Origin of the sequence: Pedobacter polaris (assembly GCF_005116505.1) — a bacterium.
Taxonomy (GTDB): domain Bacteria; phylum Bacteroidota; class Bacteroidia; order Sphingobacteriales; family Sphingobacteriaceae; genus Pedobacter; species Pedobacter polaris.
The window spans coordinates 477,841-496,343 of record NZ_SWBR01000002.1 but is presented as its reverse complement, the minus strand read 5'-3'; the positions used below and the strand labels follow the sequence as shown (position 1 = coordinate 496,343).

The window sequence follows — 18,503 nt, the reverse complement described above, 5'->3', positions numbered from 1 at the left end:
TTAATACTTTTTCTCTTTGTTAGGATTTACTCCTTCCTATGAAAATCAAGCTTTTGTTACCTAAACCCGATTGTATGAAAGCCACATTTTTTTGTGGCTGTAAGGAAAGCGGGACAGAACCATTAATTGGAATGCTGGCTTTGCTTTTCAAAAAACTCTTTATTCAAGTATGGTTTATCTAAGCCCTTCGCGACTACGCTCAGGGTGCCAAACTATGCCAAATGAGCTAATGAACCAATTTAACCAAGGAACTAATTATTTAAACCACCCCTTGCGCCAAAAATAAATAACTTGTACAACAGCAATTAAGCCCATTACAATCATGGTGTACAAATAACCATGTTCTTGATAGAGCTCTGGCATATTCTGTGGCAACACTTTTCCTGTAACTGGGTCTTCCCTACTAAAGTTCATACCGTAAATACCGGCAATAAAAGTAAGTGGAATAAATATAGATGATATGATGGTAAGTACTTTCATAATCTCATTCATCCTATTGCTAATGATAGACAAATACATGTCTATATTACTTGCAGAGATCTCTTTAAGCGATTCTACCATATCAATGATCTGAATGCAATGGTCATAGGCATCGCGAATGTAAACCTTTGTTTTTTCGTCTATTTGAGCACTATCCGTTCGTAAAATATCATTCATTTTATCACGTTCTGGCCAAGCAACTCGTCTTACTGTTATTAAATTTCTTTTAATCAGTTGGGTATCAAACATGATGGTTTTATCCGGTTTCTCGAATAAACGATCCTCAATATTATCTAATTGTTCACTCCATGTTCCTAAAACTGTAAAATACTCATCTACAATCATATCCATTAAAGCATACATCAAATAACTACTTCCTCCAATCCGAATGTTTCCTTTTCCAATTTCTAAGCGATTACGAACTGGATCTAAACAATCTTCATATTTATCTTGAAAAGTAAATAATACATTATTTGTTAAGATAAAAGACAATTGTTCATTTTCCAACCCATTTTCTTCATCAATAAATAACATCCTGCTAACTGCAAAATCATAATTACCGTATTCTTCATACTTAGGTCTTTGGTAAGTTCTGGTAATGTCTTCTAAAATGAGCTTATTGATATTCCAATCTTTGGTTAAAGTCTCAAACATGGACATAGAATTAAAGCCCTTTATTTCAATCCAATAATTATAGGTTTTATCAGTTAATCGCTGTTTTAAACCTTCAATGTTTTCAAGATGCTCTACTTTGTAATAGTTTTCATTATAGATATAAAGATTAATGTGTGGCTCAACAGAGTTTTCATCAATAAAAACCATACCTGGGCTAGATCCTGGCGATGGCAATACATAACGATGTTTTTTATGTTTATGCTTAGTAGGTTTTGACATACGTTAAAGATAAGTTTTTGCTTGTGGACCTTGGTTAAATAGCAAATCAACAATACTTAAGTTGGGGATAAATTTATTTCTATCGCTAAACACCTGAAAATAGGTTTTCGTTTCGCCTATATGAATTGTATTTTTATTAAACTTATCCCTGAAATCTAATTCAGTTCCTATTTCCTTTTCATATTCTTGCGTAAAATTCTCTGGTGAACTTTGTTTCATTTGCTTTAAAATCCAGTTCAGTAATTCTAGGTTGTAGTCTAATAAAAAATCATACTTTTTTGTATAAAAGGGCACTAAACCATCTTCATAGTATTCAAAATAAGCAGAACTTCTATAACACGTTTGTAAGCTTAACCAATGCAAGCGTTGCCACTTAGAATCATAACTAATCTTTACATCCTTAATTGGGGTATGAAATTTAGAGCCTTTTACAACAGGAATCATCAAATCTAAAATACCATCTGGAGATGCAATACTTGCTCTATTTCTATAGGTTTGTTTTACAAAATGCTCGTGTTTTTCGATAACGTAGTCGAAATGGTGTTCTTTTAAAGCAGTGAAATAACTAACTGGTGGAAGATAAAAAAGAGGAAATATTGCTAAACTTTGCATCTGTTGCTTTATGTTTGTATTCTAGCTGCCCAAATTAATGATTCTAAAAGGTTTTTCGTATATCGGTATATTCTTTTTATATATTTTATCTCTTTTCCCCCTACCTGTACTCCTATTTTTTGCAAGACTACTTTACTATCCCCTGTACTACATTGTTCAATATCGTAGAAAAGTTGTAAGAGAAAATTTGTTAAATTCTTTTCCAGAAAAGAGTTTAGATGAAATTATTAACATTGAGAAGCGTTTCTATAAATATTTGGCTGATTTAATTTTCGAGATCATTAAATTAACCAATATTTCTGAAAAAGAACTGCGAAAACGAGTTAAATTTAACGGTTTAGGCCAAGTTGAAACCTATTTTAATAAAGGAGAAAGCGTTTTAGCCTGCACTGGTCATTACGGTAATTGGGAGTTGTGTATGCTAGCTTTAGGTTTAAATATAAGTGGTACGGCACATGTAATTTACAAGCCTTTAGCAAGTGAGGTTTTTGAGTGTTGGTTTCAAAAATGGAGAACCCAATATGGAAATGAATTTGTGCCAATGCGCCAAACTTTAAGAAAAGTAATTGCGACTAAAAACCAACCAACAATGTTTTGTTTTGCAAGCGATCAAACACCCGTACGCGAAGAAACACAATACACTTTGCAGTTTTTAAACCAGCCAACTGCAGTTCTTTTGGGTTTAGAGAAAATTGCTTTACAAACCAATAGACCTATATTTTATTTTGATGTAATAAAAGTGAAAAGAGGATATTATGAAGTTGATTGTTTACCTCTTTGCTTAGATCCGAAAGCTACAAAGGATCATGAAATAACAGATTTGTTATTTGAATATTTAACTCATACTATTCAACGCGAACCTGCTTTTTGGCTTTGGAGCCATAGGCGATGGAAATTTATTGTTTAAATGCATATGGAAGCTAGTGTAGCAGTTGTTATTTTAAATTGGAATGGTAAAACATGGCTAGATAAATTTTTGTCTAGTGTAGTTGCTTCAAATTATCCAAATCTTCAAATTATTGTTGGCGATAATGCATCAACGGATGATTCAGTAGCATTTGTAAAAGCTACATATCCTCAAATAGTTATTATAGAAAATGACAAAAATTATGGCTTTGCCGGAGGATATAATCAGGTTTTAGCAAAAGTAGAAGCAGATTATTTTGTATTGTTAAACTCTGATGTTGAGGTACCTAAGGATTGGATTAAACCTGTAATAGATTTAATGCAAAGTGATGAAAGTATTGCAGTCGCTCAGCCAAAAATTAAGTATCAAAAAAACAAAAACCAATTTGAGTACGCTGGTGCTGCTGGCGGATTTTTAGATTTATATGCGTACCCTTTTTGTAGAGGAAGAATTTTTGATGAAGTAGAACTGGATGAAAATCAATACGATACTGATATTGATATTTTTTGGGCAAGCGGTGCAGCATTTTTTATCAAGAGTAAAGCTTGGAAAGAAGTAAATGGCTTAGATGCAGATTTGTTTGCCCATATGGAAGAGATAGACTTGTGTTGGCGATTAAAAAACCTAGGTTACAGGGTTGTTTGTTGCACAGCTGCAGAAGTTTATCATGTGGGTGGCGGAACGTTAAACGCAAATAATCCTTATAAAACTTACCTCAACTTTAGAAATAACTTAATAATTATGCAAAAGAACTTGCCAAAAGAAGATGCATATTTTAGGATTTTTATACGAATGTGGTTCGATCTAGCCGCTTGGTTACAATTTTTGCTTAAGGGAAAAACTGAATTTTGCGGTGCAGTAAGTAAAGCTCACTTCCATTTTTTTAGAGATATTAAACATACGGCTCAAAAAAGAACTATAAAACAAAGCCCTTTATTACAGCATACCGGTGTTTATAAAAACAGTATTGTTTATAGCTACTTTATTAACAAGATTAAAAAGTTTAGCCAGTTAAATTGGTAATTAAAGTGTTGCTAATAGTTGGTCTTTAATTGTTTTTTCTACCCAATAAACTGTGTTTCCAGTTAGGCCAAGTGTACTAAACTTAATTAACCCATCTTTTCCAACAACTACATGAGTTGGATACCCTTCTACCCCATATTTTTGGGCATAATATCTGCCATCATCAACTATGTTGTAATCGAAAGGACTCGTTTTTATGAATTGTTTTAATAAAATGCTATTATCCAAAGCAATTGCAAGAAATACTACATTCTTATTCTCTTTGTATTTAGCAACTAATTTATTTAATTCTGGAATTTCTTGTTTACAGGGAGGACAGTTGATGAACCAAAAGTTAATGACATAAATTTTATCAGACAAAACTTTAAGATCGTATTTATTACCATTCATATCAGTAATTTTCTCGCCTTTAAATTTCTCGCCTTCTTTAAAAGAGGCAGCTGATCCTGGTTTAGGCATCATTTCCATTTGTGCTTTTTTACGTTCTGCAGCCTTTACCTTTTCGGCGTCTGTCATCTGGTAAGCTATAAACTCAGCAGTACCATCAACTCTTTTAAGGTTATACTCGCCTGTTTGCATTAGTTTTTTCCATATAGCATAAGGCAATACAGTACCTGAACCATCTTTTACAATTGTGTTTTCATCTAATCTAGTGGAAGTAGAGCTTGTTATATTTTGTGCATAAGAGTTAATCGCAAAAAACAAGCTAAGCATCAATACGTATTTCTTCATGTCTATATGGATAAATTATTTTAGTAAACTTTCTATTGCTAAGCGATAACCATCTAAACCGAAGCCAGTAAGTACACCTTTGCAGTTTTTTCCAGTTAAGGAAACATGACGATACTCTTCTCTAGCATAGATATTAGAAATATGAACTTCAATTACTGGAGTTTTTATAGCTGCAATAGCATCAGCAATAGCTACTGATGTATGCGTATAGCCACCAGCGTTGATGATAATTCCATCATAGGAAAAACCAACTTCATGTAATTTGTTAATCAATTCTCCTTCTACATTGCTTTGGTAATAATCAATTTCAATAATTGAATACAATTCTCGGAGCTGCGAAATATAATTATCAAATCCTTCCGAACCGTATATTGTAGGCTCCCTTAACCCTAAAAGGTTTAAATTCGGACCATTAATAATTTGTATTTTCATGCGTTGTAAGCTTATAATGTTGTAACGTTGCAATGTTATAAAAAAAACTCAATAAATATAGTGAATACCCACTCTTACCTAAAAGGATTTAAAGATTATTTAAAATTGGAGCGATCGCTTTCCAAACATTCTATTAATGCTTATTTAAATGATGTAGATAAGTTGTTGCAATTTTATTTAGCAGTGGATAAAGAATTGATCTTAAATAAGGTTCAACTTAAAGATTTAAGAGAATTTATTACTTGGCTTAATGAAATTGGAATGCAATCTAATACACAGGCTAGGGTAATTTCGGGCATAAAGGCTTTTTTTACCTACCTAATGCAAGAAGAAATGATAGAAGAAGATCCGACCGCATTGTTAGAAGCACCAAAATTAACTAGAAAATTACCAGACACATTAAGTATTCATGAAATAAATAAATTAATTGATGCTATTGATGCTTCTAAACCAGAAGGAATGCGTAATAAAGCCATAATAGAGATGCTTTATGGTTGTGGTTTGCGTGTTACAGAATTAGTAGAGCTTCGTATTTCAAACATTTATGCAGAAACAGAATTTATTAAGGTAATTGGTAAGGGAAACAAAGAACGTTTGGTGCCTATTGGATCCGTTGCTTTAAAATTTTTAGAAATATATGTAAGTCAAATCCGGGTTCATTTAGATATTAAAAAAGGTCATGAAGATTTTATCTTTTTAAATCGTTCTGGAAGCAGGTTATCTCGTATTTCAGTTTTCAATCTCATCAAATCTCTAGCATTAACAACCGGAATTCACAAAAATATCAGTCCACATACTTTAAGGCACTCTTTTGCTACACATTTAATAGAGGGGGGAGCCGATTTAAGAGCAGTACAAGAAATGTTAGGTCATGCTAGTATTACCACTACAGAAATTTATACTCACTTGGATAGGGATTATTTGAGGAGTGTTATTACACAATTCCATCCCAGGTCTTAACCCTTAAATCCCCTAAAGGGGACTTTCCACTAAGACATAATTTCTCACAGCATGTAAACGAACTGCATTTACAATATGATGACTCTCTTTTATGGGGTTGGTGGGTTGGCCTTTATCATCCTATCCTTACCCTGCATATCTTTTCTTAACTCAATGTTTTTAAAACCTTTATGAGATAATAAATCAACTGTTTGTTGACCTAAAAATTCATTGATTTCAAAAAAAAGCAATCCTTTTTGGGAAAGATTTTTCAAGGCAAAATTCGCAATTGCTTCGTAAAAAATTAATGGATTTTCATTGCTTACAAATAGAGCTCTATGCGGTTCATTAACCAGAACATTGGGATGCATAGCTGGTTTTTCATCTTCTTTAATATAAGGGGGATTGCTTACTATAACTGCATATTCTGCTTGATGTGTTTCGTATTGAGATGTAAGAATATCATCTTTTATAAAATCAATATCAACATTGTTTAATACTGCATTTTGTTTGGCGGTTTCTAAAGTGTCTTCTGTAATATCTAAGGCATAGACTTTTGTGTTGGGAAGATTTTTCTTTAATGAAATAGCTATACAACCACTTCCAGTACCAATATCTAAGATAGTTATGGGTTGTGGGTTGTGTGTTAAAGGGTTATGCCTCACAACTTGTAACTCATAACTCGTAACACCATTCAAAATCCATTCTACCAACTCCTCGGTTTCTGGTCTTGGGATTAAAACCGATGAATTAACTTTAAAGGTCAAACCATAAAAATGAGCCTCTCCTAAAATATATTGAATAGGTTTGCCTGTTTTTAACTCATTCAAAACATCTTCAAATTTGGTCAACTGATCTGGCAAAAGCACTACTTCTTTTTTTAATAGATAATCAGCCCTACTAAAATTTAAAAAATAATTTAATGTAACTAAAAACAAAGCTTTCGCCTCATCTTCTTGATAAATAGCGACTAAGGTTTCTTTAAATTTCTGAGCTAATTGTTTTAATTGCATTTGCTGTAAAAATAGTGATAATCATGCAAATTGCTATTCGTAAATCAAAAATCGTAAATCCAAAATATAACCTACATTTGTAGCAATGAGTGATGAGCTTTACATGCAACGATGTTTAGAACTTGCCGTATTAGGTATGGGTAATGTTAGTCCAAATCCGATGGTAGGTTGTGTAATTGTTCATGAAAATGAAATTATAGGCGAAGGCTACCATCAAAAAATTGGAGAAGCACATGCTGAAGTAAATGCGATCAATAACGTTTTTACCAAATTTGGTGATTCTGCCCCTACTCTTTTAAAGAATGCAACAGTTTATGTTAGTTTGGAGCCTTGTGCTCATTTTGGCAAAACTCCACCTTGTGCAGATTTATTGGTTAAACATCAAGTAAAAAAAGTTGTAATTGGCAATACTGATCCCTTTGAAATCGTAAATGGAAAAGGAATTGAAAAGTTAAAATCAGCGGGGATTCAAGTTGTAATTGGTATTTTAGAAGATAAATGCAGCTATATTAACCGAAGATTTTTTAACAGAATTAAACAACAAAGACCATTCATTATATTGAAGTGGGCCCAAACTGCTAATCAATACTTTGCACCAATGGGTGGAACTCAGCAATGGATTACTGGACCATTATCCAAACAACTTTCACATCAATGGCGAGGCGAAGAAGATGCGATTTTAGTAGGTAAACAAACTGCATTAATAGATAATCCATTATTAACAAATAGAAATAGTTCAGGGAAAAACCCCATCAGAATAGTTATTGATAGATCATTAACAATACCTACAACTCATCATCTCTATAATAATGAAGCCAAAACTATTATATTTAATGAGGTAAAGACAGCTGTAGTGGAGAATATTCACTTTATACAAATGGAAGACATGAAATTTTACTTAGCACAAAAAATAGCTTTTCAGTTGTATTTAATGGATATCCAATCAGTTATTATTGAGGGTGGGGCTCAAATACTAAATCAGTTTATCAACGCTAATTTATGGGATGAGGCTAGGATATTTACATCAAAAATAAACTGGAACGAAGGAATTAAGGCGCCAGAAATTAAAGGAAATGTAATAGAACAATTGTCACTTGGCGACGATGACTTAACAATTTATACACCAAATATAAAATAATGATTTTTTTAGTTTTAAGTATAATTTGTAGTGTTACAGTTGGTGTTTTACTCAAATTAGCAAAGCGATATGAAATTAATGTAATGCAAGCCGTTACTTGGAATTACTTATTTGCAATAAGCCTGAGTATCTTTTTCTTTAAACCAGATTTGAGCAATTTAAATCTACAGGTAATCTCTCCTATTTATATCTATTTAGGCGTTTTGCTACCTATCATATTTCTATTTCAAGGTATTGCAGTTAGACAAGCAGGTTTAGCCAGAACCGATATAGCACAACGCTTATCATTGTTTTTATCACTTTGTGCGGCATATTTTTTATTTAATGATCACTTTGATAGACTAAAATATGTTGGTCTAATTTTTGGCTTTGCTGCAATTATTTTAACTATGTACCGCAAAAGTAGTGGTATATCGTCTAAAAATAGCTGGTTGTATTTGTTATTGGTATTTGCTGGTTTCGGTGTAATAGACGTACTTTTTAAGTTAGTTAGTCAAATTACTGTTTTACCTTACACTACATCCCTATTTGTTATTTTTTGTATCTCATTTGTATTGTCCCTAATTTATATCTTGTATTTAGCAGCTATCAGAAAAACAAAGTTGCAGCTTATCAATTTTATTTGCGGTTGTGTACTGGGCTTCTTTAACTTTGGTAATATATTGTTCTATTTAAAGGCTCATAGAGCAATGGCAGACAATCCTTCAGTTGTTTTTGCATCAATGAATATGGGAGTAATTATTATTGGAAGTTTTATTGGCATCATTTTATTTAAAGAGAAATTAAGTAAATGGAATTATGCTGGTCTAGTGCTTGCTTTGGTGGCAATTATATTAATCACTTTATCAAAATTACATGCTGTTTGATGATACTTATCAAACCATAACGTTTGCTTCTGAAGGTGTTTTTAGAGATAAGGGAAGTAAATTTATTGGTTATGCTTATCCCATTAGAAGTGAGACAGAAGTTAAAAATATCATTAATAATTTAAGAGCAGATCATGCAAAAGCGAGACATTTTTGTTGGGCTTTACGTTTAACTCCAGACCGGAATATATTTAAACTTAATGATGATGGAGAACCTTCTGGAACTGCTGGAAGACCAATTTTAAATACATTACTTTCTACTGATGTAACGAATATATTGGTGGTTGTTGTTCGCTATTTTGGTGGAACATTATTAGGTGTTCCGGGTTTAATTAATGCTTATAAAACTGCTACTGTTGAAGCACTTAAAGAAAATAAAATCATTACAAAAACAGTAAATGACATTTATCAAATTAACTTTGATTATTTGGCAATGAACCAAGTGATGCGAATTGTAAAAGATGAGCAATTAGAAATTACCACTCAAGAATTTGACACCAATTGTTTAATTAAGTTTGAAGTTCGAAAAGCAAATCTAAACAGTGTTTTAGGTAAATTAGAAAAGGTTGATGGTATAGAAATTAAATACTTGGCTACTGTATAGGTTGTTTCTACATCTTGCTATCATTCCCGTGCATACGGGAATCTTAAAGCAAGCTAATTAGAAATCTTTTTGCATTATGATAGCTAATGGAGTTGGGCATGATGAGCTTTCTAATGAACCAATAACACTAATAAACTATTTTTATTAAGTTTGTCTTACCCCTGCTATCAAATAATGAACCAATGATAGAAGGAACTAATGAACTAAACCATGCAAAAATTATCAGAAGCAGATTTAATTATCAATCCGGATGGAAGTATTTACCATCTAAATTTATTGCCAGAAGATATTGCAGATACAGTAATTACAGTTGGCGATTTAGATCGTGTTGCAGAGATCAGCAAACATTTTGATTCTATTGAGGTTAAAAAAGGGAAACGAGAGTTTATTACACATACAGGGTATTTAGGAAAAAAAAGGATTACAGTTCTGTCTACTGGCATTGGTACAGACAATATTGATATTGTTTTTAATGAACTAGATGCTTTAGTAAACATTGATTTTGATACTCGTGAAATTAAAAAAGAACTGAAATCTTTAAATATCATTCGTATTGGAACTTCTGGAGCTGTACAAGAAGATATTCCAATGGGTACAATCTTAGCCTCTTCTTATGGTTTAGGTTTTGATGCATTGATGCATTATTATATACATGAAATTTCTGGTGATGAACATAGCTTGCTAGATAGTATTAAATCTCATTTTTCACATATCAAAAATATCCATCCTTATTTAACAGCTGCAGATCAGTCTTTATTGCGTACAATTGGTAGTGGTATGGAACAAGGAATTACCGTAACTGCACCTGGTTTTTATGCACCTCAAGGTAGACAAGTAAGGGCTAAAAATGCTGTTCCAAATTTTATAAGTCTGTTAACTAACTTTAAGCAAAGTAATAACAGAGTTACTAACCTTGAAATGGAAACAGCAGGAATTTATGCATTAGCAAAAACACTTGGGCATAAAGCCTTGTCAGTCAATGCTATCTTAGCTAGTAGAGTAAAGTTTGAATTTAGCAGCGAACCAAATAAAATAGTTGATAAAGCTATTAAAATGGTACTCGATAGGCTTTAAATTACTTAGACAAGCTTTCTGTAAATGAATGAATTGTACCACATTTATAATTTTGTGCTATAATCCATTTCATGAAATTGTCCATTCTTGCAGTCATTTGCTCTCCAGAGTTTTTGCTTACATAACTTGGGAAACCATATTTTTCTTTATCAGTAAGATCAGTAAACTCCCATGGGTGAAAATAGATGTTTAAATAACCATCTTTTTTGATTGTCCTTTTCGCTAAATATTTATAGTACCAAAATGGAAAGTTGTGAAATGATAACCAAAACAGAGGAATACGAAATGGGCTTACTGAAGCCGGTAATTGAAGTACATTACCTATTTTAAAATGAGTTCTAGAAACCTTTAAGTTGTTATATCTTCCTGGTAACAAAGTTGGATTAATAGAGCTGTTATAGGTATACCCTGCCTTTTCAATCTCCTCATTACTCACAGGCATCATTCTCGGCATTCTAAAACCAGATACTTGGGTGCCAGAAAGTTCCTCTAATTTTAATCTGGAATTAAGTAAATCTGCCACTTCAAATTTAGAATGATAATAGGTATGAGATGCCAGCTCATGCCCCTCATTCTTTATTCTATTTATAACTTCTATCGCATTAATTGCAAATGTTGCAGTAGAAAAAAAAGTAGCTTTGATTTTGTGTTTAGCTAATAAATCTAATATAATATGGCTGCCAGTTGTAGATATTCGAATTTGTTCATCAAACGAGAGTTCTTTACCATATTCAAATGGCATATCAAATTCTTCAATATCAAAACTCAATAAAATCATTTATATATTTTTTAAATTAGTAGAACGAATAATGTAATTCGGTCTATTTTTAGTTTGGATAAACATTTTACCCACATAAATTCCAATTATACCTAAAATAACTAACTGTAATCCGCCAAAAAAGGAAATTGTCATAATTAATGATGCCCAACCATTTACTTCCTGCCCTTTGTAAAATGCATAAAATACATAAGGTAAATAAAGCAATGAGATCATTGAAAATGTAAAGCCAAGATAAACTGCTGTATGCAAAGGTTTAATACTTAATGAGGTAACACCTTGAATAGCAAGTCTACGCATCTTAGAAATACTGTATTTGCTAGCGCCAGAAAATCGCTTGTCCGGCACATAATCAATGGCAAATTGCTTAAAGCCCAATAGCTTTACTAAGCCCCTGATAAAAGGATCTGCTTCATTAAAATTTCTAAATGCCTCTACTGCTACCCTATCTAATAACCTAAAATCTGCAGTGCCAGATTCCAATTCAATATCTGATAATGAATTTAATAGCTTATAAAAATATTGTGAACTTTTTCTTTTTTTAAAGGAAAGATTTTTGTCTTCTTTTCTCCTTGTATAAACTACCTCATATCCCTCTTCCCATTTCTCTAACATTTGTTTAAATAGCTCTGGTGGGTGCTGCAAATCTGCATCTAATGAAATCACACAGTCTCCATGAGATAAATCTAAACCAGCTTTTAAAGCAGGCTGATGACCAAAATTTCTAGAGAATTCTACATAAAATAGTCTCGGGTCTCTTGATGAAAGATCCTTAATAATAGAAAGTGTATTATCAGTGCACCCATCATCTACTAACAAAATCTCATAGTTATAATGAAGTTCTGAAAATACTTTCTCAATTCTTTTTATAATTACAATAATATTATCTTCCTCGTTGTGAGCAGGAATTACAACAGAAACAAGTTTATTCTCCATCGGTTTTAACGGGGTTTAAAATAAATTTTTTAAACATTAATTGGTAGGTAACCACAATCCATATTAAAATGCATGGTAAAGCCTTTAGTGAATATGGCTTAATATAAGCTTCTCTAATATATTTTGGAAATAAGTCTGATGGTGATAGGCTTGTTAGTAGTAGAGCGAATATAAATAAAGCAATAGAGTATGGATTTATTGGTTTTTCTTGCAAGACAAACCAAATTGCTACACCAACAAATGCAATGATATAAGTTGGAGATTCAGATGAATTGCTAAATATAACTGTGAATATCAAAGCAGATGCTAAGAATAAAAGCCTAAAATCAGGAATTTTATACATTTTAAATCTCAAATAGGGAATGATGAATAAAGTTAGTCCGATTACTAAAAATGGTAAATTAGAAATACTTGCATCACCTGTTATTCTTCTTGCCATGCCCATCACAGAAATATCTTGCATTGAAGTTAAGGATGCATTTAATGCTTGCTTTTCTGACAGAGATACATACCAATCTTGATAACACTGTAGTATATAGCTAGGAGAAAAGAATAACATTGGTAAAATGAAAAGCAAAATTGCCCAGAAAATACAGTACAAAATAAATTTTGGTTTTTGCTTGGCAAAAAAGAAAAATGCAAGCCCAACTATACCATAAAGCTTAATGTAAAAACCAAAAATAATTACAAAAGCAGCCCAAAAATTCTTGTTCTTATCAATAAGAACATAAGCAAATATAATAATTGCAGCTATTGAAATATTAAACTGTAAACCAAACATTGCAGTTAACAACTCATGAGCAACGATCCAATAAATCGCATTTACTTTTCGAATACCAATTGGAAGCTGTTTGATAGCAAAGTATAAGAATAGCGTATTCGCCAGTTGCCATAGCAACATGCCTATATAATTTGGCAATAGCGCAAAAGGTGCAATTAAAAGGCTAAATAATGGACCGTAATGGTTAGTGTCTAAATGCTCATTAGGATATGGAATATAAAGTGGAAGCCGCTCTACAGCATGAAAATAGACATATTTAAAAATGAGATAATTATTATTTGTTGGCTGAAATGCTTGCTTAATTGCAACTAAAAGCGCTAATAATATCCATACTCCAAGTATGAATTTTTGATTATTAAGGAGTTTAAATAAACCGTGGAGAGCGGTTGATTTTACAATCGGATTTATTTTTTTATACACAAAATATTTGAATTATTAAGTTGTAATATTTGGTTATACAAATATATAACTATTCACAACATTTCTGTTACAAAACAATAATTAACAAAATATTTAAAATTAATTAGGGATATGCTCAACAATTAATTCTTTGCCTGCCATATCTAAGTAACTTACCTTCATTGTAGAAAGATCAATAATCCATTTTTCCACTCCAGCAGCAGCCATTTGTCTACAAAATGTTTGAAAATCAGTTTCACCGTTTTGATGGATAGATAACGCATCTTTTAAATCTGGTACTGAAGATTCTTGTTCAACAATTAAATTTTCATATACTGGTGGCCCCTCTACAACGAAATCATCTTTGCCATAATAAATAGCCATTCCATTCATTACAAAAACATCACTTCTTGTTACCCCTATTTCTTTTAAATCTCTAGCAAACTGTGGAAAATCTGCACCAGTATTAATTTTCTCTACTGCAACCTGTATTTCTTCAATGGTAAACATAATTTCTTTAGTTGGTTATAACTTTATAAATGGTTGTTTGTGTATAAACCTCATCTGGGCTTAAAATAGTTGTTGGGAAATGAGGGATATTAACTGCATTTGGATGATGTTGTGTTTCTACACAAAAAGCATCAAATTCGGAATAGTCTCTCCCTCCCTTGCCATTTTTTACACCTAAATATTTAGCAGTATATAAATGTGCTACTGGTTCTGTACTATAAACTAACAAAGATAAACCACTATTAGTTTCAACCGTTTTACTAACCAAGGTCAGATCACCATATTCTTTATCTAAAACATAGCTCTGGTCGTAGCCACTATTTTCATCCCAACCCTCACCTATTTTTTTCCCCTTTCTAAAATCATGATGTGTACCTTCTACAGGTAATAATTTACCAGTTACAACACTGTTGATATCTTGCTCTAAATAATTTGAGGCATTCATTTGGTGAATGTGATTCATTATTTTATCGCCAGTTGTAGATAAATTAAAATAACTATGATGAGTTAAATTAATAGGTGTACTTTCATCTGTATCAGCATGGTATGTTAAAATCAGCTCATTACTATTGGTTAATTCAAAGCGAAGTTGTATGGCCAAATCGCCAGGGAAATTTTCTTCGCCATCAAGGCTGAAATACTGGAAAGTTACGCTTGCATTTGGCTCCTCAGTAACATCAATTATATCCCAAACTTTCTTATCAAAACCATTTACACCGCCATGCAAACAGTCAGGACCATTGTTTTGTGCAAGTTGGTATTCGGTCTCATCAATTTTAATTTTGCCGTCTTTAATTCTGTTTGCATAACGTCCTATTATTGCCCCAAAATATGGATAGTTAGAAAGGTATTCTTTACTAATGTATTGTTCAAAACTATCAAATCCTAAAACAATATCTTGCTCCTCACCTTTGGCATTTTTTATTATAAACTGGCTAATAATAGTTCCGTAATTATAGATCTTAACCCTACTTCCACTATCATTTATTAACTCAATTTCGATTACTTCTTTTTCTTCAATAAAATGCCCCGTCTTGATTTGTTTTACTATCATAAATTGTATCTTAGTCGAGCTAAAATACAATTAAAACTTATAAGTCCCGAAGAAAATACAATTTATGACCAATCAATTAGTTGATACTTTTTTAAAGAAATATAACCAACAACCAACAGCAACATACTTCGCTCCAGGAAGAGTGAATTTAATAGGAGAACATATAGATTATAATGGTGGCTTAGTAATGCCTTGTGCTATAACAGCAGGAACTTGGTTACTTTTAACCCCGAATAATGATAACGTAATTAGATTTAGTAGTGTAAATTTTAACGAAGAAGGAACTTTCCCAGTTCAAAAAAGATATACTAAAACAGGTAAGGAATGGTACAATTACCCATTGGGAGTTTTTCATGAATTGCAAGATGGAGAATGGAATGCAAGTGGTTTAGATTTGCTTTACTTTGGCAATATTCCAATTGGCTCTGGTCTTTCCTCATCTGCCTCAATAGAAGTACTTACCGCTTTTGCATTGAATGACTATTATGGTTTAGAACATGATAAATTAGAATTGGTTAAGCTATCAAAAAAGGTAGAAAATGAATTTATAGGTGTCAATTCTGGTATTATGGATCAGTTTTCTATTGCTTTTGGAGAAGCTGATAAGGCACTAGTTTTAAATTGCGATACGCTAAAATATAAGGTAGTTGATTGCGATTTGGGAGATTATGTTCTAGCAATCATAAATACAAACAAAAGAAGAGAATTATCAGAGTCAAAATATAATGAGCGAGTTGAAGAATGTAACACCGCACTAACTGCATTGCAGAAAGAAATTAACATTACCAATTTGTGTGAACTTAGTGCCGAAAAATTTGCTTTACATAGTCATTTAATTGCTGATGAAACTGTTTTAAAGCGTGCAACACATGTTGTTAAAGAAAATGACAGAGTACATCTAGCTGCCAAAGCTCTAAATGCTAAACAACTTGATGAATTTGGAAGGTTAATGTATGCCTCTCACAAATCTTTAAAAGATTTATATGAAGTAACCGGAAAAGAATTAGATGCAGTAGTAGATTTTTGCTCAAGTTATGAGCATGTTATTGGCGCAAGAATGACTGGCGCTGGTTTTGGAGGATGCGCTATTGCCCTACTTAAAAAGGGTTATGAAGAAGATTTCGCAAAGAAATTAACAGATGATTATGTGGCTAAAGTGGGCTACCCTGCTGCAATTTATGTTCATCAAATTGGTGATGGTGTTAAAAAAATAGCTGATTAATTGATAAGCTTATTAGCTAATTTTGTTGCATGAGAAAATTAAAACTCGATGAACTCAATCGTGTAGATATTCAAGAATTTAAAGAGCAAGAAAAATTACCTGTTGTTGTAGTGCTAGACAATGTGAGAAGTATGCATAATGTAGGTTCTGTTTTTAGAACTGCAGATGGTTTTTCAATTGAAAAAGTAGTGCTTTGCGGCATTACAGCACAACCTCCACATCGTGAAATTGAAAAAACTGCTTTAGGAGCAACGCAATCTGTAGATTGGGTCCATTTTGAAGATACACTAAAAGCTATAGAAAGCTTAAGAACAGAAGGTTACCAAATCATTGCTATAGAGCAAGCTGAAAATAGTACCATGCTTAATACTTTTAAACCTAATAGCCATCAAAAATATGCACTTATTTTTGGCAATGAGGTGAATGGGGTAAGTGATGAAGCAATGGAAAAAATTGATCAATGTATAGAAATCCCACAATTCGGGACAAAACACTCTTTTAATATTGTAATTTCTGCTGGAATTGTACTTTGGGATTTTTTTGCAAAACTTAAACTCTAATATAGAACATTATATACAAAATGTCTTTTTTTGTATACATAATTACCCACTCCTAACCATATGCTCTTGTATCACCAATGATACATTAAGCTCCTGATAGCTTGTTGATTGACTAATTTATTTAATTCTTGGCAAGGTTTTTCTAGTGAGAGCTGAAAATAGGTTACTATTTCATCTTATCTATTAAAATATAAAAAAATGAATTCAAAAATTACAAAATCTGCATTAATGATTGCCTTATTAGGTATTTCAGGTTCAGTAATGGCTCAACAAACGCCATCTACAAGTGTTTCACGCTTTTCAACTCAACAATTTCGTACTTGGTCTATTGGTATACATGGCGGAGCATTAACTCCTAGAACATTGTTCGACGGAAAATTAAGAGATTTTCAAACTGCAAAAGAAAATGTTGGTTATGGTGGTTACATCAAAAAACAAATATTACCTGCATTAGGTATTCAGGCCGAATTTTTAGCTGGTAAAGTTGAAGGTTTAAGAGCAAGAGGTGGTGTAGATGCTATGGGCAACCCTACATATATAGCAAACTCTGGTTTTGAATCTAAAATTCAATGGTCTGGTGCATTAACAGCAGTTTACAATGTTGCTAACATTAACATCAATAACGAAAATGCTATCTTAATTCCTTATGTGAAAGCTGGTGCTGGTTATATGTCATCTGGTGCTACTGCTTATGTAGGAGCTGTTCAGAATAACCAAAACTATCAAGAGAATTGGTTTATTCCTACCGGAATTGGATTTAAATTAGGTGTAGCTAAAGGAATTAATTTAGATATGGGTTATGATGTAAACTTTGTTAAATCATCTACATTTGATGGACTTAACAGTAGTACAAATGACAAATTTACTTATGCACACGCTGGTTTAGAATTTGCTTTAGGTAGCAAAGAAAAACCTCAACTGCAAAACTACAGCTCATTAGCTGCCCTACGTATGCAGTCTAAAGAAGAAAGCGATGAATTAAGAAGAGCTTTATCTACGGCAGAACAAAATGCGCAAAGAGACAGAGATCAATATGCTAAAGACATGGGAGATGATGACAATGATGGTGTAGCAAATAAATTTGATAAGTGTCAGGGTACTGCTGCTGGAACTGTTGTTGATGGATCAGGATGTCCTTTAGCTACTCCAAGACCTCAAATCATTAAAGAAACAAAAGTTGTTGTAACAGAAGCAGATCGTAAAGTTGTTGCTGATGCAATTTCTAACTTAGAATTTGACTTAGGTAAAGCAACTATCCGTTCTAAATCTTATAGTACTTTAAATAGAGTTGCTGCTTTATTGGTAGAGAAAAACTTTAGCTTAAAATTAGCAGGTCATACTGATAATACTGGATCTGATGCATTGAATTTACGTTTATCTAAAGACAGAGCAGAATCGGTAAAAGCATACCTAGTATCTCAAGGTGCTAATGCTAGCAGAGTTGAAGCAACAGGTTATGGCGAAAGTCAACCAATTGCATCAAACAATAGTGCAACTGGTCGTCAACAAAACAGAAGAGTAGAATTTACTTTATACTAAGTTCTAACTT

20 protein-coding genes are annotated in these 18,503 nt (G+C 32.5%); 10 read left to right on the top strand and 10 right to left on the bottom strand.

Annotation, left to right across the window (positions count from 1 at the left end; genetic code table 11):
- Window positions 1-255: 255 nt before the first annotated feature.
- On the bottom strand, window positions 256-1,374 hold the full coding sequence (corA, locus tag FA048_RS08350; protein ID WP_136839800.1) for a magnesium/cobalt transporter CorA: 1,119 nt from the start codon (window positions 1,372-1,374) through the stop codon (window positions 256-258).
- A 3-nt stretch (window positions 1,375-1,377) separates the two neighbouring features.
- A complete protein-coding gene (locus tag FA048_RS08345; RefSeq protein WP_136839798.1) occupies window positions 1,378-1,986 on the bottom strand; it encodes a WbqC family protein in 609 nt (202 codons plus the stop codon).
- 37 nt (window positions 1,987-2,023) lie between these two features.
- On the opposite strand from FA048_RS08345, the gene FA048_RS08340 reads away from it, so the two are divergent.
- Together FA048_RS08340 and FA048_RS08335 are read left to right on the top strand one after the other, a co-directional pair.
- Window positions 2,024-2,893 carry a lysophospholipid acyltransferase family protein gene (locus FA048_RS08340; protein WP_136839797.1) on the top strand — a complete coding sequence of 290 codons (870 nt, stop codon included), beginning with the start codon at window positions 2,024-2,026 and terminating at the stop codon, window positions 2,891-2,893.
- A 6-nt stretch (window positions 2,894-2,899) separates the two neighbouring features.
- Window positions 2,900-3,916, top strand: coding sequence for a glycosyltransferase family 2 protein (locus FA048_RS08335; protein ID WP_136839795.1), 1,017 nt, complete (start codon window positions 2,900-2,902; stop codon window positions 3,914-3,916).
- On the opposite strand, the gene FA048_RS08330 is transcribed toward FA048_RS08335, so the two are convergent.
- Together FA048_RS08330 and aroQ are read right to left on the bottom strand one after the other, a co-directional pair.
- Entirely contained in the window at window positions 3,917-4,648 is a 732-nt protein-coding gene (locus tag FA048_RS08330; RefSeq protein WP_136839793.1) for a TlpA family protein disulfide reductase, read from the bottom strand.
- Between the two features lie 15 nt (window positions 4,649-4,663).
- Window positions 4,664-5,080 (bottom strand): type II 3-dehydroquinate dehydratase, encoded by a 417-nt coding sequence (gene aroQ, locus FA048_RS08325; protein WP_136839791.1) that lies wholly within the window; start codon window positions 5,078-5,080, stop codon window positions 4,664-4,666.
- A gap of 60 nt (window positions 5,081-5,140) precedes the next feature.
- On the opposite strand from aroQ, the gene xerD reads away from it, so the two are divergent.
- Entirely contained in the window at window positions 5,141-6,040 is a 900-nt protein-coding gene (xerD, locus tag FA048_RS08320) for a site-specific tyrosine recombinase XerD (protein ID WP_136839789.1), read from the top strand.
- An 89-nt stretch (window positions 6,041-6,129) separates the two neighbouring features.
- Here the strand turns inward: xerD and prmC are convergent, their stop codons facing one another.
- Window positions 6,130-7,032, bottom strand: a complete 903-nt coding sequence (prmC, locus tag FA048_RS08315; RefSeq protein WP_136839787.1) for a peptide chain release factor N(5)-glutamine methyltransferase — start codon at window positions 7,030-7,032, stop codon at window positions 6,130-6,132.
- An 85-nt stretch (window positions 7,033-7,117) separates the two neighbouring features.
- Here prmC and ribD point away from each other — a divergent pair, with 85 nt between their 5' ends.
- From ribD to FA048_RS08295, 4 genes are all read left to right on the top strand, one after another.
- Window positions 7,118-8,170, top strand: coding sequence for a bifunctional diaminohydroxyphosphoribosylaminopyrimidine deaminase/5-amino-6-(5-phosphoribosylamino)uracil reductase RibD (gene ribD / locus FA048_RS08310; protein ID WP_136839785.1), 1,053 nt, complete (start codon window positions 7,118-7,120; stop codon window positions 8,168-8,170).
- The gene (locus FA048_RS08305) at window positions 8,170-9,036 is read left to right on the top strand and encodes an EamA family transporter (RefSeq protein WP_136839783.1); all 867 of its coding nucleotides are present in this window, start codon (window positions 8,170-8,172) and stop codon (window positions 9,034-9,036) included. The genes ribD and FA048_RS08305 overlap by 1 nt, the downstream gene beginning before the upstream one ends.
- Entirely contained in the window at window positions 9,026-9,640 is a 615-nt protein-coding gene (locus FA048_RS08300; RefSeq protein ID WP_136839781.1) for an IMPACT family protein, read from the top strand. Before FA048_RS08305 ends, FA048_RS08300 begins: the two co-directional genes overlap by 11 nt.
- A 210-nt stretch (window positions 9,641-9,850) precedes the next feature.
- Window positions 9,851-10,714: a nucleoside phosphorylase gene (locus FA048_RS08295; protein WP_136839778.1), complete on the top strand. Its 864-nt coding sequence runs from the start codon at window positions 9,851-9,853 to the stop codon at window positions 10,712-10,714.
- A 1-nt stretch (window position 10,715) separates the two neighbouring features.
- Here the strand turns inward: FA048_RS08295 and FA048_RS08290 are convergent, their stop codons facing one another.
- From FA048_RS08290 to FA048_RS08270, 5 genes are all read right to left on the bottom strand, one after another.
- Window positions 10,716-11,492: a polysaccharide deacetylase family protein gene (locus FA048_RS08290; RefSeq protein WP_136839776.1), complete on the bottom strand. Its 777-nt coding sequence runs from the start codon at window positions 11,490-11,492 to the stop codon at window positions 10,716-10,718.
- Window positions 11,493-12,428 carry a glycosyltransferase family 2 protein gene (locus FA048_RS08285; protein WP_136839774.1) on the bottom strand — a complete coding sequence of 312 codons (936 nt, stop codon included), beginning with the start codon at window positions 12,426-12,428 and terminating at the stop codon, window positions 11,493-11,495.
- Complete coding sequence (locus FA048_RS08280; RefSeq protein WP_225872517.1) at window positions 12,418-13,629, bottom strand: glycosyltransferase family 87 protein; 1,212 nt, start codon at window positions 13,627-13,629, stop codon at window positions 12,418-12,420. The genes FA048_RS08285 and FA048_RS08280 overlap by 11 nt, the downstream gene beginning before the upstream one ends.
- A gap of 99 nt (window positions 13,630-13,728) precedes the next feature.
- Complete coding sequence (locus tag FA048_RS08275; RefSeq protein WP_136839772.1) at window positions 13,729-14,118, bottom strand: DUF1398 domain-containing protein; 390 nt, start codon at window positions 14,116-14,118, stop codon at window positions 13,729-13,731.
- A gap of 7 nt (window positions 14,119-14,125) precedes the next feature.
- Window positions 14,126-15,172: an aldose epimerase family protein gene (locus FA048_RS08270; protein ID WP_136839770.1), complete on the bottom strand. Its 1,047-nt coding sequence runs from the start codon at window positions 15,170-15,172 to the stop codon at window positions 14,126-14,128.
- 64 nt (window positions 15,173-15,236) lie between these two features.
- Here FA048_RS08270 and FA048_RS08265 point away from each other — a divergent pair, with 64 nt between their 5' ends.
- The 3 genes from FA048_RS08265 to FA048_RS08255 all read left to right on the top strand — a co-directional run bounded on the left by FA048_RS08265 (window position 15,237) and on the right by FA048_RS08255 (window position 18,493).
- Entirely contained in the window at window positions 15,237-16,394 is a 1,158-nt protein-coding gene (locus FA048_RS08265) for a galactokinase (protein WP_136839768.1), read from the top strand.
- Between the two features lie 29 nt (window positions 16,395-16,423).
- Entirely contained in the window at window positions 16,424-16,954 is a 531-nt protein-coding gene (locus FA048_RS08260) for an RNA methyltransferase (protein WP_136839766.1), read from the top strand.
- A 198-nt stretch (window positions 16,955-17,152) separates the two neighbouring features.
- Window positions 17,153-18,493, top strand: a complete 1,341-nt coding sequence (locus tag FA048_RS08255) for an OmpA family protein (RefSeq protein ID WP_136839764.1) — start codon at window positions 17,153-17,155, stop codon at window positions 18,491-18,493.
- Window positions 18,494-18,503 lie beyond the last annotated feature (10 nt).

What these genes read in the sequence shown, in the direction of transcription:
- FA048_RS08300 (WP_136839781.1), top strand. Translation starts at nt 9,026, where the DNA reads ATGCTGTTTGATGATACTTATCAAACCATAACGTTTGCTTCTGAAGGT.
- FA048_RS08345 (WP_136839798.1), bottom strand. Translation starts at nt 1,986, where the DNA reads ATGCAAAGTTTAGCAATATTTCCTCTTTTTTATCTTCCACCAGTTAGT.
- FA048_RS08290 (WP_136839776.1), bottom strand. Translation starts at nt 11,492, where the DNA reads ATGATTTTATTGAGTTTTGATATTGAAGAATTTGATATGCCATTTGAA.
- FA048_RS08340 (WP_136839797.1), top strand. Translation starts at nt 2,024, where the DNA reads ATGATTCTAAAAGGTTTTTCGTATATCGGTATATTCTTTTTATATATT.
- FA048_RS08295 (WP_136839778.1), top strand. Translation starts at nt 9,851, where the DNA reads ATGCAAAAATTATCAGAAGCAGATTTAATTATCAATCCGGATGGAAGT.
- FA048_RS08255 (WP_136839764.1), top strand. Translation starts at nt 17,153, where the DNA reads ATGAATTCAAAAATTACAAAATCTGCATTAATGATTGCCTTATTAGGT.
- FA048_RS08305 (WP_136839783.1), top strand. Translation starts at nt 8,170, where the DNA reads ATGATTTTTTTAGTTTTAAGTATAATTTGTAGTGTTACAGTTGGTGTT.
- FA048_RS08285 (WP_136839774.1), bottom strand. Translation starts at nt 12,428, where the DNA reads ATGGAGAATAAACTTGTTTCTGTTGTAATTCCTGCTCACAACGAGGAA.
- prmC (WP_136839787.1), bottom strand. Translation starts at nt 7,032, where the DNA reads ATGCAATTAAAACAATTAGCTCAGAAATTTAAAGAAACCTTAGTCGCT.
- FA048_RS08275 (WP_136839772.1), bottom strand. Translation starts at nt 14,118, where the DNA reads ATGTTTACCATTGAAGAAATACAGGTTGCAGTAGAGAAAATTAATACT.
- corA (WP_136839800.1), bottom strand. Translation starts at nt 1,374, where the DNA reads ATGTCAAAACCTACTAAGCATAAACATAAAAAACATCGTTATGTATTG.
- FA048_RS08265 (WP_136839768.1), top strand. Translation starts at nt 15,237, where the DNA reads ATGACCAATCAATTAGTTGATACTTTTTTAAAGAAATATAACCAACAA.
- FA048_RS08335 (WP_136839795.1), top strand. Translation starts at nt 2,900, where the DNA reads ATGGAAGCTAGTGTAGCAGTTGTTATTTTAAATTGGAATGGTAAAACA.
- FA048_RS08270 (WP_136839770.1), bottom strand. Translation starts at nt 15,172, where the DNA reads ATGATAGTAAAACAAATCAAGACGGGGCATTTTATTGAAGAAAAAGAA.
- FA048_RS08330 (WP_136839793.1), bottom strand. Translation starts at nt 4,648, where the DNA reads ATGAAGAAATACGTATTGATGCTTAGCTTGTTTTTTGCGATTAACTCT.
- ribD (WP_136839785.1), top strand. Translation starts at nt 7,118, where the DNA reads ATGAGTGATGAGCTTTACATGCAACGATGTTTAGAACTTGCCGTATTA.
- FA048_RS08260 (WP_136839766.1), top strand. Translation starts at nt 16,424, where the DNA reads ATGAGAAAATTAAAACTCGATGAACTCAATCGTGTAGATATTCAAGAA.
- aroQ (WP_136839791.1), bottom strand. Translation starts at nt 5,080, where the DNA reads ATGAAAATACAAATTATTAATGGTCCGAATTTAAACCTTTTAGGGTTA.